Below are 18,819 nucleotides of genomic sequence, written 5' to 3' on the forward strand. Positions count from 1 at the left end.
CAGTAATTGATGATTGTAATGTATTTGACTTAAACTCGAAGTCTTAAAAGTTGAGTTTAATACCGGGTATAAATTTAATAGGATATGCCAACTGGTACTTTAACATTCAAAGAGGTCAATATTGAGGATCTTAAAATTCCTCTGAATTGTTCTGTATCTCCTTCGACAGGATCAGCCACAATACAGGTTGGTGTACCGCTTACCCCGGGGCGAAATGGAATACAACCCTCGCTTTCACTTTCTTACAGCTCCGGCGGCGCCAACTCTGTTTTTGGAATGGGCTGGACCTTACAGGGTATACCTTCCATAGGTCTAAGTTTGAAAGACGGCTACCCAAAGTATAACGGAAATGATAAATTTGCTTTCGGAGGTCAGGAACTGGTGCCTTTGCTGGATGAAAATTTCCACCATCGCCTGGAGGAGAATGATTGGTATTGGATTTATTATTACCGCACAACTACCGACTCCAGTTTCACCCGCTTTGAAAAATGGATTAACAAAGAAAACCGCATAACCCACTGGAGAATACATAATCCTAATAACCAGGTAATGGTATTTGGGCAGGCTGAGGATAACACTACTAAGATCTATGATCCTCAACAACCTGAATATGTTTTTCAATGGCTGTTAGAAGCACAGTATGATCATTTGGGTAATGTCATAAAGTATGAATACATACCTGATAATCAATCCAACATTGATGGTAATTCAAGCTTTGAGCGAAACCGCCTTTACAGTGGCTTCAATAATGCCCAAAAATATGTTAAGCGTATCCTGTATGGTAATACAGTAGCGGTTTTTCCTGAAGATGGGTTGGATTCTTCGCAGCGGTTCCTTTTTGAGGTGATCTTTGACTATGGTGAACGTGCAGGAGATATTCACCCTTCCTATGCACCTACTCCCGAATGGGAAGTACGGCAGGATCCTTTTTCTTCTTACATCGCAGGATTTGAACTACGCACCTATCGCTTGTGCAGAAGAATCCTGATGTTCCATCATTTTGCGGAATTAGGAGATGACCCCACTCTCATTGGTAATGTTGAGCTGAATCATCAGCAAAATCCGGCAGGCACCACACTCACAGAGATCCACTATACAGCATATCAACGAGTTAACAGAGGAAGCACCTACACCACTAAATCCCTGCCTCCCGCTGTTTTCAGTTACACAAGCCCAGAAGTAGAAAAAGCTTTCCGGCCTGCTCCAGAGCAAGGCCATGATAATGTGCCGATTGGTTTACATGGCATTAATTATAAATGGATAGATCTGTATGGGGAAGGATTGCCCGGGGTGCTTTATGAAGCCAATGAGTGCTGGTACTATAAACCAAATTTGGGGGGAGGTAGATTAGGTAAACAACAAAAAGTAGCCGAAAAGCCCAGTTCAACTTTTGGCAGTTACGCCCTCAGCGATTTCGATGGCGATGGCAACCTTAATATTGTGGTGTTGCAGGGAAAAGAATCCGGCTATTACGAATATAAGCGTGATGAAGGAGTATGGGACAGTTATCGCCCATTTAAGGCCTCTCCGCATGTGCGGCCTATGGATACCTACACTCAGCTCTTAGACCTTACAGGCGATGGCCTGGCAGATATTGTTACGGTGGAGGAGGACCGGATCGTGTGGTACCCATCCAAAGGAAAAGAAGGTTTTGATAAACCGGTACAAATAGCTAAACCAGTTTCCAATGGGCAAAGCCGTACACCTGCCATTGGGGCAAATCCCATGCTGGATTATTTTTTTGCTGATATGAATGGCAGCGGCCTGCCTGACCAGGTTCGGGTTTTTAATGGCCGCATTGAATACTGGCCCAACCTGGGAAATGGAAAGTTTGGTGCCGGTATTGTGATGGAAAACACCCCGCAACTGGACTTTGGCTTCGAACTGGATGCCAGCCGCATACGGCTGGTAGATCTGGATGGAAGTGGTACAGCTGACCTGATGTACATAGGAAGGGGTGAGATCAGGTACTGGATCAATGCATCTGGCAACCAGTTTCTTCCCGGCGGAACCCTCCGTGGACTTCCTTTTATCGACAATATTTATTCCGCAAAGGTTATTGACTTTTTAGGAGATGGTACGCCTTGTCTGCTTTGGTCTTCGGCCTTATCCATTCATGCCGATGCACCCATTCAATACCTTAGGTTGACGAATGGAGTGAAGCCTCGCTTAATGTTGAATGTTCAAAATTCCATGGGGCAGGAACACAGCTTTCAATATGGCTATTCCGGTCAGCATTATTTAAGAGATAAAGCCAGTGATACGCCTTGGATAAGCAAGCTGCCTTCACATCACACGATAGTAGATCGGTTGGAGATTATTGATCTTATTGGCCATACCCGGGTTCAGCAGCTATTTGAGTACCATGATGGATTTTTTGATGGGGAGGAGCGCTCTTTTAGGGGTTTCTGTCATGTTGATCAATACGACTCAGATGTTTATCAGGGAACCTCTTCCATTCCCAGAGAAGAGTTTACAGATCCTGTCTGTGTACGAACCTGGTTTCATAATGGTGCCCCGGGATGGCAGCATTCAAGAGCACAGCGCTACTACCAAGAAGATGATTATAGTACGCAGCTGAAAGATTTTGAAATAGAAAATGCCGGGGCCTTGGGAGCAGAAGAGTTTTTCCAGGCTATACGCAGTTTGGCCGGACAGACCATTCGCAGCGAAGTGTATGGATTAAACCCGGATGGAAGCAGAAAAGCAAATCCATTCCAGCTTACGCAAACCAGCTACCTGATACGCAGGCTACAAGCAAAACATGAAGAAAATGATCCGGTATTTGCTGTCTTTCAACGGGAAAACCTAAACATTATTTATGAAGAGAAACCCGAAGATCCCAGAATCACGCACAACTTTACACTAAACGTAGACTATTTTGGGGTTCCTACTTTACAGGCTGCTGTAGCTTATCACAGATTGGCAGCAGACGCCTTTACAGAGCAAGCGGTGCTCCATGTGAATGTGGCTCAACTGGATGTCCTGCATTTTAACCTGCAGGATCGATACGAAGTAGGCATTGAGCTGGAAAGGAAAAGTTTTGAAGTGCGTGGTATTGGAAGCCCTGCCAGTGGAAACTTGCTTACATTTGAAAGCCTGAGCTCCAAAATTAAAAGTGCAATAGAAACAGCCCTGGCTTTTGATGCACCTTTTGAAGCAGGTCTGCAAGCCCGGCTTTTGCAATGGAGCAAAAACTACTACTGGAACAATACTCAAACTGCAGCACTACTCTGGAGGGAGGTTGGAGAAAAACCCTTATTACACCATGTTGAAGCAGCCTGCTTCCATGATGATTTTCTGATCAACAGCCTGGGAGAACATTACGAAGCTTCGCTTCCAACAGAGGGCTATTATGTGTTACATGAGGCTTTATGGTGGCAACCAGGGGCAGTGCTGCATTATCTTGACTCGTCGGAGTTTTACCTGCCTGCAAGAGAAGTACAGGTGAATGGGGCACATAACGAGTTCATCTACGATGATTATTACTTGCTTTTAAGCGGTATTACTGCGGTGCTGGTTGATGAATCAGGAGCTGAACTTGCCCGAAATACAACTACAGCACAACCAGATTATCATGTACTGGCTCCTTACCAAATAGTGGATGCCAATGGAAATACCTCTGAAGTCCGCTACGACCCATTGGGTATGGTCATTCTTTCCTCTAGCTATGGAGAAATTCTTTCAGAAGAAGACCGGATAGAGCGCTATGGACATGATCGACTGGAAGCTTATGTAGATCCTGTAGAGGAGGTTACATTTGAACGAATTCTTGCAAACCCGCAGGCCTATATACAGGGATGTGCTTCCTACCTGTATTATGAACTTGAAACCTGGCAAAGCACCATGGAAGGGCTTCCACTACGAAGTCTGGCACTTGCACGGGAAGACTGGGTATATGATGGCAGCGGAAATCCCAATCCAGCAAGTAATTTACAGCTAAGCATCAACTATAGGAATGGTTTTGGCCAAACAATTCAATCTAAGACCCTGGTAGAGCCAGGAGGGGATACCATACAATATGAAGGGGGCAGGGTCGTAACCGGACCAGATGGAGAACCAATATTGTCTGAATCCACAGGATCTCGCTGGCGGGTTACCGGACATACGGTATTTAATAATAAACAACTACCCGTACGCCAGTATGAGCCTTACTTTTCCCCTTTGCACACCTTTGAATCTGATGAAGTGCTGGAAACATTTGGCCAGGCAGGTCTAATAAAATATGATGCTTTAGGAAGAAAAAAGAACGTACTGAATGCAGATGGTACCATTTCAAGTGTGAGCATCACGCCCTGGCATACAAGCCAGTTTGATGCCAATGATGCAGTTGAAGGAAGCCCTTATGAACTTCGGATCACGGCATCTAATGGAATAGGAACAGATACACCAGAAATGGAGGCGCTGGTAAAGTCAAAAGCGCATTATAACACACCAGTAGTCACTCATCTTAATCCCCTGGGCCGTGCTTTTTTAACTGAAGAAAGTAATGAAGCAGGACAAACCCGCCGCATTCACACCCTACTGGATGCTCTCGGAAATCCGGTACAGGTCATAGATCCTCGTGGGCTTCCTGCCTTTTCTTATACCCGGGATATGCAGGGGAGGGTTTTCAGGGAACAGAGTATGGATGCCGGGCCAAAGTGGCAGTTTATCGATGCCCTGGATCAGGCAGTACATCTTTGGGACGGAAGAAACGTGCACCAACAGTTTAGCTACGATAGCTGGGGAAGAATCAAAGAAAAGCGGGCAGATGGGGCATTGGGCATGCATCACCTGACAGAGCGCTTTGTGTATGGAGAAGATGCCGGCATTAGGCAGGCTGCGGAACGAAATCTTTATGGGCTGCTGGTGGAACATTATGATCAGGCGGGAATCATGAGGATTCAGCGCTATGACATGATGGGCATTGTACTGGAGAAGGAGCGGCACCTGCTGGAGGATTATAAAAGCATTCCTGACTGGGACGAAGCAGAAAGCTTTGCCTGGGTGGAAGGCTCACCCTTTACAACAAGCATCGCTTATGATGCCCTGGGACGCCCTATAAAAGAGCAGGTGCCAGATGGTACCACCCGCAGCTACCGCTACCTGCAAAGCGGTGCCGTAGGGCAGGTTTTAGTAACTACGGCAGACGGATCGCTTACAGACGTGCCTGTTCTTAGAAGTGCTGCTTATAATGCACGGGGGCAACAAACTCAGCTTGAACTGGGAAATGGGGTGATGCAGCAGTTTGAGTATGATTCGCGAAGCTTTCGCTTAAGCAGAAAGAGGAGTTTTCGTCCGACTCCGACTCCAAATGGATTGCCGGCAAGACAATATCAGAATATTCGCTACACCTACGATGCGGTTGGCAACATAACCCACCTTATTGACACGGCGCAGCCAAATGCAACAAGCTTATTTGCCGCCCCCAGGATAAACCGCTATAACTACGATGCATTCTATCAGCTTACCAGGGCAGAGGGCCGTACGCACCAGGCTTTGCAGGCCCAGGATTATGCGCATGCTCCTGATGCCCCAGGCTTTATCAAGGGAACGCGGCATATTACGCTGGCCAATATGGACCTCCTCCAGGCATACACCCGGCAGTATACTTACGATCTGGGAGGGAATATGCAAACCATGGTACACCAGGCAGGAACCAGACTGGGTGAGCATGACCGCTGGCGGCGGGACTATTGGATCGCCTCTAATGCTAACCATTCACTTCCTGCAACAAACTTGCATGGTCATTCTATTCCAGATCCAGAAACACGATTTGATGGGAATGGCAACTGTCTTTACCTGCCTCACCTGAACAGCTTCGAATGGAACTACCTCAACCAGCTCTCCCAGGCCGTGATCATAGAGCGGGAAGATGGACAAAATGATGCCGAGTACTATGTGTATGGGGGAGATGGACAGCGGGTACGTAAAGTATCGGAGCATTTAAGGAACGGAAATATAGAATACATAGAAAAGATATACCTGGATGGGTGTGAGATCAAGCGGATACGCCAGGGAAGCACTCTAATTCTGGAACGGTTTACCTCTCATTTACCAGATGGCAGTGAACGCATAGCCCTTTTGCATCAGTGGACGAGGGATACAAATTCGCGGGAAACAGATACCCTCAGCAACAAGAAAATTCATTACCAGCTTACCGACCATTTAGGATCCTCTACTTTTGAGCTGGATGAGCAGGGGGAGATTATCAATTATGAAGAGTACTTTCCTTTTGGAGGTTCAGCATTCCTTTATGGAGAAGATTTACAAGATGTACAACTAAAAGACTACCGTTACTCCGGCAAAGAGCAGGATGATGCCACAAAGCTTTATTACTATGGCTTTCGCTACTATGCACCCTGGCTTGCGCGGTGGCTTTCTCCTGATCCAGTTGGGTCTCAGGATGGATTGAATTTGTATCAGTTTGTGCATAATAATCCTACGGTTCAAATTGATTCTTTTGGATTATTTACCGTTGATGTAGATCCAAGTCCTGTAGGAATTGGGTTTATAAATGAAAGGAGAGAAGTTTACAGTGAATCTCAACTTGAAGCTTTTAGAAGAGGAGAACTCTTTTACGTTAGCGGAGGGTTCTTTACACAAGATGGCCTAGGAATTCCCAGTGGTTCAGGAGGTGTGATATATGGAAGATTTTTGGATGAACAGGGAATATCAAGCTTAATTGAACGATATCAAGCACATTTTCCAAATTCAGACAACCTTCGTTTGCTTCTGAACATCCGATTCTATCAGGAGGAAATGATTGTTTACAACTTTGAACCTGATGTTGCTACACCTACACAACCAAATACTGATGAATCAATTGATCCTATTTCCGACGAAGATTTAGCTCCTCAAATCACTAATGATGAGTTTCTAGAAATGATTGGTGAACTAGCTAATCAACCTGATGAAGCAATTCAAGGAAACCAAAGTCATACTAATCTTGATAATCAAGAATCAGCAACTGAATCAAGTTTGCTTGATGAAATATTATTAGGAGACTTTTATGAAGGAGATTCATCCTGGACTGGAGTAGGTGCAAATGTAGCTATCGGATTAATTCCAATTGTTGGTCAGATAGCTGACGCAAGAGATACTTTAGCGGCAATAGAAGATGTAATAGAAGATCCAACTTCTGGATGGGCTTGGGCTGGGCTAGGACTAGCGGGAATAGGCTGGATACCTGGTTTTGGCGATGCAATCAAAGGGAGCAGAAGAGGTGCCCGTGTATTACTTGAGGGTGCAGAAGCTTCTGAAGAAATCGTAGGAAGCGGAGCCAGAATGTCTATCCGTGAGGGAGCACAGGCTGCAGAAGAAATTTTAGGAGGCAGAGCTAGAAGTTCAGTCAGAGAAGGAGCAGAAGCTTCAGAAGAAGTTATACAAAGGGGTGCCAGATCGGTCGAAGAAGGAGCAGAAAGAACGGCAAGAAGTACCGCAAGAGGGAGCGCCAGAAGGAGTGCAAGAAGTGCAAGCGCACGTTTCCGCCAACTATTTAGGGAAAGATTATTAAAGACTTTAGAGGAAAATCCGGAACATCCTTTACGGTTTCTTCTGGACGAAACTGACGAAACTGTGGCTTTATATCGAAAAGTACCTGGCCCTATCTTGGATGAAGCAGGGTTAAATGCTACCCACGTAGTGGAAGCAGGGCATCGAATTTCAGCCCGGAGATCTAGGGATTTCGGTGAGGAAATTGTAGAAGAACTTGGAGTTCAGTCCCGATGGCATAATCAACTGGCCAGTCATACGATTGAATCGAGGGGGCGGGGATTTAGTGTTGAAAATCCGTTTTTTGATGTTGAAGGAATTCCTGTAGAAATAGATACTTTAAATTTGTATCTGTCTGAAGGACTAATTACTGACGAAGTCTATCGCAGAGCAATTAGTCTTGGTCCTGTTTCCGGATGGGTCTTTGATTGATAATTGTAACGGGCCATTGTTTAGAGATGGGGCTTGTAATTGGTTATAGAAGACCTATTATTTAAAATTTTAAAAACAAAAGAACATCCCATGGCAAGCTATCGCATTGAAGGACAAATTTTTAACGTAGCCTCCCGGGAAGTTATTCAAAAGGCCCAGGTGAAGCTGATGGTACGAGTGGATGGACAGACCATTCAGGAAGCAACTGCTGCCGTTGAGTCGGGTAAGTTTACCATGTCCTTTTTCAATGAGTTTATTCCTAGTGGTGCGGAGGCTATCTTCGAGGTCCGTGATCAGCTGGGGAGACTGTTGCCTACTGATTTTCGCCTTCCTTTGGTTATTTCTGATCAGGTGATAAAGGTCCGCATTCCTGTTAAAGTACCTGGTGATGGTGGTTTTCAGCTGTTTAGCATCGGGGCTACTGTACTTAAGCCGGAGGATGGAAGCCCAGTCTCTAACTTACGAGTAGTTGCCAGTTTTAACACACGGGAAAATCCCTCCCGTCTTCTGCACCAACTCTCTAGTGTTACGAATAATGCTGGTCAGGCAAGCTTTGGCTTTTCAGAGGCTTTATTCCAGCAGCCTGAGGATAATGTACCTGTACGAGTAGATTTCAGTATAGAGGGACAGCGGGAATATCCCCGGCTGGAAGGCTTTATCTCCAATCTTGAGCCACAAAATTATTCTCTCACGCTAAAGCATAGGAAAGAAGCTCCGGTTGAGTATCAGATTTCTATCAGGCTGCAGAATGCCTCAACAGCTTCTGCTATTGCCGGGCAGCAATTAGCTGCCTTGTTTATTACCGAAGAAGCTAACCAGAAGGTTTTACATGCACCTCCTGTTGCAAGCAGCAACACGAACGGACAGCTAGCCTTTACCTTTACTAATTGGATTTTTGACTATGACCGTGGAGGGAATGCACCCGTTAACGTCCGTTTCCACCTATCCACAGATAACGAGGTTTCTGAGGAACCATTGCCAGAACATATTGCTGGCCTGATGCCACAGTCCTATTCCCTGACCATCCGTTTGGGAAATGGGGAAACCGGGGAACCAGCCGGTTTTATAATAACAGGTAAGGTATTCGATGGGCTGGGTCGGCCACTGGAGCAGGCCCAGGTGGAAATGCGGTCGGTTGATTACAACAGCAGTGCGCTACAAATCCATCCTGTTGCCACAGATGAAAAAGGGCATTTTACATTTACTTTTTCGAAAGCAGAGGCGCGTGATAGTTTGTACAAAGGATGTCCTGAATTCTACTTTCAAGTAAGATACCGCAACCGCATAGTAGCGGACACTAGAGAAACCCTTGTATGGGATATAAGCCGGCAGCCTGAAGTGAGCATTACTGCCCATACAATAGGAGAAGCGAAAGGAAGGATTCGTCCAAAAGAGGAAGTGTTGACCCTGAAGGACTGGGCAGATAAAACTTTTGCCGAGCTTCAGGAAGAACAGCCTGCTGCCTTTGACCTGGTACAGCGTACAGCCCTGGGAAATCTTAAAGCGGATATTCTTAATAAGCTGACTGAAGTTCCTGATGAAATCAAGGCTTTTATAGATGCTGTTGATCTGCAGGCATGTGCCGCAAAAAAGTTCTCTTTCAAAGAGTTTATCCTCAAAATGGCTGATTTTGATGGTGCCACACCTGCACAAGTGCACAGCCTTAAGAAAAAGCTGGAACCATTAGAAGTGGCCTCAACCATAGAGGAATTGCTTCCCCCTGATGTGCCTTTAAAAAACCTGCCGTCCTTCCAGGCAGAGTTTCAGCAAGCGGGGATCTATCAAATTTCTGCGCTTGCGAACATAAGCGAGGCTAAAGCGGCCTCTTTGCTCACCAAGCAATTGGCGCCTGCCCAGTTTACTCCTGAAAACCTTGATTTGCTGGTAGAAGAGGGAATGCTTGAGGCAGGTGAAGCACAGGCACTTATACAGAATGCAGGCATCTACTTCTTTGCCGGTGAAAAAAATAACCTGGCTCAGATCGTCAAAAACATCAATGGCACCGAATCGCTCGAAGATCTGGTTACCTTAAGCCGGGCTGACTGGGAAGGAATGTTGGAAAATGCGCAGTATGAACCTCCAAAAGATTTCACCTTAGCAAGGCAAGCAGCCTTACTTCAAAAGCAGGTAGAATTGCTGTATCCGCATCAGGTATTCAAGGCTCAACATAAGCCTTTAGATCAAAATAGCGTTGCCAGCCACTTAACCCAGGTTGCTCCTTTATTTGATAAAAATGAAAGCCTTTTTTCATCAATCCAATATGAATCATTGAACCTGGAGGATGTGGAGGATACTACTGAAGTGCAGCAGGCGTATGAAGCCCTGCAAAAACAGCTAAACCGCTATGCAGGCCTGGCACTTTCCGACCTCTTCAACAGTCGGGAACTTTCCGGACGTGAAAAAGTAGCGGAGGCTTCACGCAGAGTTAATCTGATAGAGCATTTTTACAGGCAGAACCAGGACGTGGAGTTTCTCACCCTGGACTACAGTCCCCGGAGTAAAGATCTGGAACAACTTCAGTTCGATAATCTCTCTACTGCAGACCAGGCATTGGTGTTGAATTCCCTAAAAACAAATCAGCGATTATACAAAATCACCGAGGATGCAGAAGATACCTATGCTTTGTTAGAAGCTGGTTATAAATCTGCTTTTGAAATTGTTTCAGGGGGTTTTCAAAATTTCATTGATAATGCGAAAATTAGCAGGGAGGAAGGGGCTGCCTATTTTAAAAAAGCTCAGTTAAATATCCCTATAACTACTGCTAGCTTTGCTCAATTATTGGATAAATACTTAAATCCAAACCGCAATAGCCCAATCGATAATACTCAACCAGAAGTAGAAAGCTTCTTGCGGGAAATAGATGGATTTGCTGAATTTTTAGGTGGCTCCTCTACCTGTAACTGCAAACATTGCCAATCTATCACAGGTCCCATTGCCTACTATGTAGACCTGATGGATTTTCTGAAGGAAAAAGTCCTGGATAAACATTTTAGGAACTCACCTAATCATCTTATACATCCGAGAAGCCGTAGGCCTGATCTTTGGGAGAGTCTGCCGCTATCCTGTGAATCGACGGATACGCTGATTCCCTACCTCATTATCATCAACGAAATTTTAGAAAATTTCATCGCCAGACAAGATGATGCTTCAAGAAGTTTACTGGAACGAAAAGCAGTAGAAAGCTATGTGTATAAGAAAATCTATGAATCCCTTGAGAGCTTTAAACAGCCTTTTCATTTGCCTTTAACGGAACTGGAAATTTACCTGCAGCATTTTCCAATCAGCCGTCTCAGCATTGCCCAAAAGGTTTTGGCATTTACCCAGGACACAAATTCTGTGCTTGTTCAGGCAGCCCTTATGCTTTCTGGGGAAGAATATGAAATACTTAACAGTGTTCCTCTGGGCACCACAGAAGATACGACAAGACTGTCGGAAATGCTAAGCGATCTTTATCAGATGGGTATACCATCGTCTTCTTCATCTGTGAATGTTCAGCATTTTCTTCAGGTATTGGAGATTAAAAGAAGTGAATTACAGGAAATTATTGAAACATGGTATGTTAAAGGAAGTGCGGGTGTTGAAATAGATCAGGTAATAACCTTGGAAACATCGGTTGAGAATGTTACCGGGATTAGTATTGAGTTTCTGGATCGTATGCACCGCTTTGTTCGCCTTTGGAGAAAGCTGGACTGGTCGATCAAGGAGCTTGACCTTGTACTGTATTCCTTGCATGAAGGAGATTTATCCGATCATTTAGTTTTAGATAAAATTGTTCAGGCAGTGAATCTGCAGAAGGCATTAAAGATTAAAGTGCCTGAACTATGTGCGCTCATTTTTAAGCTTGCTACTGTAAACTCCACCAAATTTTTTGATTGTCGGTTTAACCTATCCAGTTTCATCAAAACAGAGCAAGACATATGGAAGATAAATCCGGCAAGACCAGAGCCATTTGAGCAACCACTTTATGTAACAGGCGCTTTTACACACCCGGCCTTTCTCACTGATCCCGATGATATTGCTGCTTCTACCACCACAGTTTTACACCGAATTTTAGCTGGTCTGGGCATTACTGATGAAGAATTCTTTCTGCTGATTGAAAATCTAAAGGGTCCGCTAAGTATTAATAGTGAAGGAACATTTATTATCAATATAAAAAATTTAACGCTGTTGTTCCGCCATGCATGCCTTCTAAAGATCTTCAATCTGAAGGTGCCCGAATTGTTCCTGCTGATCAGGATTCATCCTGAAATAACACAGAATTACCTGCAAAACCCTGAAGAAATTCATGCACTGCTGAACCTGATAAACTGGAGGAAAGAAAGCCCTTATTCCTACAACGAACTTGCATTTATACTAAATGAACCACTGCTGGATGAGGAGGCTTATGCGGCTCCTGAAGAAATAGCCTTAAATATCAAAAATCAGGTTGAGGCAGAGCAAAAATTAACATTCACCGATACCCTCTTTTCTTTTTTTGAAGGTATCACTGAGCAGCAATCCCGGGAAATCATAAAGCAGGCGGTCAATGAAGATTATATTCAACCGGCCGATTTACACATCTATCGTATTAGGCCAGGTATTGATTTACCTATCCAGTTACCGCCATCTCTTCCTGTTTCCAGAGATGAACACTTACAAATAGTTGGAAAAGTTCTGGAGCTGATCGCAAATCATTTGAGCAATGATAGCGCACCTATTTCCGGTATCCCGGATATCAGTGAGGAAAACTCAGTTGCAATCTTACAAGCCAACAGCGATATATTCATTCCTATTCCCGGAACTACCAATCAATTTACGCTTGCTCCCCTACTGGATAATACTGAGCTTGTAAGTCTAACCATACCAACCACCATAAAAAATACGCTTACTATAGCGCAGGGTGAGGAATTGATTTCATCTTTCTTACTAAGGGTAATGCGGTATACACAGACAGGAGCACCCGAATTTACCGACAGAATCTTTGTAGATGTGGCAGGGCTTTCACTGGAGCAGTCGCGTGCATTGTTGGCTGCAAACAGTTCTATTTTTGAGCTTGTTGCCAGTCCCGAAAGGTATTGGTTACTACCTGATTTTGATCCAAATGAACCTATTACAGTTCCTGTGGGTATTCCTCTGCTTCCTGGCAGGGCACAAAGTTATCTTCTCCAGTACCATGCCAGCGAACTAGTACCCAACCTGCTGGGTAAAGAATTGAACTTACCGGTAGAAAAAGTAAAAACATTGGCTTTAATGGCAGGATATAATTTTTATGAGGAGGAGGCAGCAGCCAGGTTAACCAGAGTTTTACAAGGCACCGCGGCAGGTGAGGAAGCTGAAGAACTGGTTAATCTAACCAGGCTGTTGCAGCGCTTAAGTATATGGTTTAAAGATAAAGTTTTCGATGCAGCTACGCTGGAATATGTACGCCAACATGCAGGAGGAATTGACAGCATCTTCCATATTACTGCTTCAGATTTTACTTCCCCTGCTTTACGGCATCTTCAAATCATAAACAGGTATCAGAAATTGCATAAAGAAGCAGCTGAGGCCTCGCCATCCCTACAGGCTGCCTTAACGCATTTTAATTCTGGAATTTCTGAACCAAAATTTACTGAAGAAGGCATAACACAGCTCGCAACTGCATTAAATACAGAAGGTAATCTGCTTAGGACGCTGAATACAGTTCTTGTATTTCCTGCTGTGGACGGGAGCGGTGCACGAAGTAACAGAGCCCTGGATGCTTACCTGAAAATGCAGGAATGCGCCAGCTTAGTTAAATACTTGGGCATTGGTGGGGAAGCACTCAGGTTCTTTGTTTCAAATATATTCGAAGACCTCGAAAAAGCAGTGGAGGCAGTGGTGGCAGCTATCCGTACCAAATATAATACTGAAGAGGAGTGGCAGGAAAAAGTAGAGCCATTTGAGGATAAAATAAGGGAAATGAAGCGGGATGCCTTAACGGACTACCTTATTCATTCATTCCGCCATGAAGAGACCCAGCATTGGTTTAAAAATTCTCATGACCTGTATAATTACTTCCTGATTGATACGGAACTGGAAGGATGTGCCCGAACCTCCAGGGTGGTTGCCGGGATCTCCAGCTTACAGCTGTATATCCATCGATGTTTGATGAACCTGGAAAAAAGCGAAACAGGGGAGATCCATGTGCGCCCCGATAGTAAAGCTGCAGCGCAGTGGGAGTGGCGTAAAAACTATAGAGTGTGGGAAGCAAACCGCAAAGTGTTCCTTTACCCGGAAAACTACCTAGAACCAGAGTTAAGGGACGATAAGACGCCGCTCTTCGAGGAGCTGGAATCTGAACTGCTGCAACAGGAGATCAATGCACAAAACGTGCTGGATGCTTATGCCAAATACATGCAGGGCTTTGAAGAAATTTCAAAGCTCAAAATTGGAGGTTCTTACCATGACCGCAGCTATAATTCATCGGTGATAGAAGAAGCAGATAAGGTGGAAAGTAACCGTGCTGACGTGCTCCACTTATTTGGTGTAACATCTTCCGATCCCCCTCAATATTATTACAGAACCATTGAAAATGTTTATAAAGCACAAGATGCCTCGCAAGGGGTTGGCATAATTTTCAACCCATGGAAAAAAATTAATGTGCAAATTCCCCCTACAAGCATTAGAACGCCCTTCGCTAAGGTTTCTCCCATTATATTTAATGGGAAACTTTATGTGTTTTGGGTAGAGATCAGTACAAGACCTCTGAATGAAACAGTGGAAGGCACTTCACGATTTACAGGATATAAGCATAATATGTCATTGAAATGTACATCCTTGAGAATGGATGGTACTTGGACAACTCCTCAAAAAATTGCTCTAACAGGTCCCTTATTTGAGCATGGGGAGGGGATAATTAGAGACCTTTTGCTAGAAGAAATAGAAAAGAATCAATTTGTAAGGTTACATTTAAGTGGAAATTCAAATTTTTTCGAAAGATTCCTTCAAAGCACAATTGATTTAATAAAAAATAATCCAGAATATTTAGATGATAGTGTAAGTCATGAGGTACCAGGAACAGGTTTGAGTCTTAATTTTAATAATATTTTATGGCGAAGTTTACTAATGCCAAAATTTTTTTCTGAAGACGATAGAAACTCAATACATATAAGACCTTTTGATGATTACACACTTAGTGGTCCCTTTTGGGATACGATATACCCTTCTATCAATAATGGGCGTCTGTTCGTACAGGGAGGAAGAGGTATAGAAGGAGGCTTTGGTTTTGCGGCCAAGGTAGATATTTACGGTTTGGAGTTAAATAATAATTTTGCTTTATCTATCTACGAAAATGATCCTATAAATTCAAAACGTATTTACATAAATTCAAGTCAAGTTCATTATGGTTCTTTATCATATTCAAGTTTTGCCTATGGACCTGCGGAGCAAATAAAAAGAAGAAATGCTAATAGAACAACAAGAGGCCCTGCTATAACTGAATCAGGTTATTTAATAGGTGGTGGAATAACTGCTGATAATTTAAAAATTATAAATGGACCATGTACAGACGGAATCATTGAGAAAAATCAAGATATACTTTATCTACATTCTACCCTTTCCAGCACCCCTCCATATAGACTAAAACGTTTAGGAACAACATTAAGTGACAAAATGTCCAGGAAGCTTTTTGATGCTGGTATTAATGGCTTTCTAGATATTCATTTTCAGGAAAATGAAATGAAAGAGGCACATCTTCCGGTGATCTTGATTGATTCAAATGTAATTAATGATACCTTAACTAATATTGGCCATTTAGATACAAAAGGGTCATTGGGGGTCTATTTCCGTGAGATATTTTTTCACATACCTTTTCTTATAGCCAATCACTTAAACAGCCAGGGCAAGTATGCCGATGCGCAGCGTTGGTACCATTACATTTTTGATTTTACTTCTGAAAAGCTTCCAGCTGACTTGGATGGAATTACTGATTCGGCTGCAAAAAAGAAGGGGGAGGCAGACCGGGTATGGCAATATATTGAATTCAGAAATCAAACTTTGCCAAAGTTGAAGGATCAACTCAATGATCGTCAAGCCATACAGGCTTATGAAAATGATCCTTTCAATCCACATGCCATAGCACGTCTCCGCTTGAGCGCATACATGAAGAGCATCGTGATGAAGTATATAGATAACCTCCTGGATTGGGGAGACCATCTCTTTGCCCAGGACACGATGGAATCCATCAATGAAGCGACTCTTTTATATGTGTTAGCATCCGAAATTTTAGGCCAGCGCCCTCCCGAGACAGGTGCATGTAGGAAGTATGAGATATTTCATACTTACGATCAACTTAATAACCAACTAAATAGCCGTAGGTGCTCAAATTTTATCAATGCAGTCGAAACGCTATCAGTATCTCCAAATATAGCCCGGGTTCAAAAGGGTAATCAACGCAAAGGTTTAAGAACAATTCATGATACGCTGGAAAATGCTAAGGAACATCCAAAAGTTAAAAGTAAATCTAATCGTGATCATGTAAATATAGATGAATCAGATGGAATTCTTAATAATCGTGAGTCTGATCATTTCCGCCATAATTGGAATAAACAAGGTGTTATTCCGGAATTATCTATAGATTTTGGGACAAGTATTTTAAAGCAGGCCTGTCTGTTTTGTATCTCCCCTAACAAAGATCTTTTAGGCTACTGGGACAGGGTAGAGGACAGACTATTTAAAATCAGGAACTGCATGAACATCAGTGGTATACGCAGGCAGCTTGCTTTATTTGCCCCTGAAATTGATCCACGTTTGCTTGTCCGGGCCAGAGCAGCAGGCTTGTCTGTAGAAGAGGTGCTTAACAATATCAATGGAGATCTGCCCCCTTATCGCTTTAGCTTTTTAGTAGCAAAAGCCAAAGAATATGCAGGCGCCTTGCAGGGGTACGGAGCAGCGTTGATGAGCGCATTGGAAAAGAAGGATGGAGAGGAACTGGCCCGCTTACGGCTAGTACAGCAGGATCACATTCTAAAATTTACATCCAAACTTAGGGATATGGAGGTAGCCGCAGCAGAAGCTGGTTTGGAGGGTATCAATTCGAGAAGAAGAACTATTGAAAAGCGAATTGAACATTATCAAAGTCTAATTGATAACGGATTAACTCAGGGTGAGTTGGCTGATATAAGTTTAAGAATACACGGATACTCAATTAAATTGACTGCACCATTTTTGAATACAATAGCTGCAGCTTTATCAATACCACCAAGTGAACTAGGTACCAGTAATTCTACACCGACTATTTCTTTAAAAAGATCTTTGAACGACACTGCAAATGCGTTAAATGGCTTTAGCGATTTGTTCTTTATTAGTTCCCAACTTGCTGGGCTGGAAGCAAACTACAAAAGAAGAGAAGAAGGGTGGAAGTTTAGTTACCAACTAGCAAATCTTGAGTTACAAGAAACCGAAAAGCAAATAAAAGCTGCTGAAATCCGCAGAAACTTTTCTATTGAATCTAGGTCTGTGCATGAAAAGAGTCTGGAACAACATCAGGAAACGTTTGAGTTTTACAGAGATAAGTTCAGTAATCTTGAGCTGTACACTTGGCTTTCTAAGGAAGTCCAGAAGATGTATCGCGAAACCTACCAAAGTGCTATTACCATGGCCCGCATGGCAGAGCGCGCTTACCGCTTTGAACGCAATGATGATACGGCTTTGTTTATCGACGGAAGTTTCTGGGACAGCAGTCGGTCAGGTTTACTGGCAGGAGAAAAATTGATGAATGCCCTCCGACACATGGAACTCAGGTACATGGAAACCCATAGCCGGAGCATGGAAATTGACCAGGCTTTTTCACTTACCCAGATAGATCCAGCTGCTTTACTAAAACTAAAAGCCACAGGAGAATGCAATTTTACTGTTCCCGAACTCTATTTTGATTTGTTTTACCCCGGGCAGTACCGGCGCAGGATCAAATCTGCCAGACTTACCATTCCCTGTATCACCGGCCCCTATAGCAACGTCAGCGCTACCCTAACACTGAAAGGTAGTAAAATCCGTAAAGATCCAGACCTTAACTTATCAGCTACTTATCCTGCTGCAGGTTTATTAGATGTGCCTCCCAGCCGCTCTGTCTCCATTGCCACCAGCACTGCCCAGAATGATTCAGGTGTATTCAAGCTCGATTTCCGGGACGAACGCTATATGCCTTTTGAAGGGGCAGGTGCCGTAGAAAGTACCTGGGGTATCCAATTGCCTAAAAACTTCCGTCCATTCGATTATGCCACCATTAATGATGTAATACTGCATATTAGCTATACTGCTGATTATGATGGTGCTTTTAGGGAAAAAATAGAGGAGAGCACAGGGTACCTAGAAGGCTTTTTACAAAGTGAACATTGTGAATTGACCAGGATTTTTAGCCTGCGGCAGGAGTTTTCACAAACTTTCCATCGCTTACTACATAGCAGATTGAACACTTCTGTACCCCTGGAATTAAGTGAAAAGCACTTTCCATTATTTATTCAAGGCAGAAGTCTGTCAATAGAACAGGCTAAAGTTTACATTGAATTTGAACCTTCAGTACTTATACCTCAAGAAGGCGAATCTGAACCTGTACCACTAGCCCTGGAATTATCAATAGGAGTCAATGGTAATACGCCTACAACTTTAAACAATTTTGAAATTAATACAGAAAAAAATTTAGCTGATAAAAGTTTAGTTAATGAAGAACTTGATAGGTTAGTGCCAAACCCTATAGCACCCGGATTATCACCTTTAATCATTACTTTTATGGTAGTTAACGCTGGAAGACTTGCCCCCGTTAATCCACTGCCTTCTGATCCATCCGCTTTGGATGAGCATAAGCTTAAAGATGTATATCTCTTTATTAAGTACAGATTATCTAATGGAGCAACATTATAAAAAGGAGTAGGTGGTTTTCTTTTTTCGCAAATATTCAAAATCACGATAGTTTTT

Annotated in this window: 2 protein-coding genes; both read left to right on the plus strand. The window is 43.4% G+C overall.

Translation table 11 applies throughout. From position 1 onward, the window contains the following. Positions 1-84 precede the first annotated feature (84 nt). On the plus strand, positions 85-7,908 hold the full coding sequence (locus ACFS7Z_RS24385) for a SpvB/TcaC N-terminal domain-containing protein (RefSeq protein ID WP_377491026.1): 7,824 nt from the start codon (positions 85-87) through the stop codon (positions 7,906-7,908). A gap of 90 nt (positions 7,909-7,998) precedes the next feature. Beyond that, a complete protein-coding gene (locus ACFS7Z_RS24390) occupies positions 7,999-18,765 on the plus strand; it encodes a Tc toxin subunit A-related protein (RefSeq protein WP_377491029.1) in 10,767 nt (3,588 codons plus the stop codon). The last annotated feature ends 54 nt before the right edge of the window (positions 18,766-18,819 follow it).

The sequence above is a fragment of the Pontibacter toksunensis genome, from assembly GCF_042686245.1.
GTDB classification, from domain to species: Bacteria; Bacteroidota; Bacteroidia; order Cytophagales; family Hymenobacteraceae; genus Pontibacter; species Pontibacter toksunensis.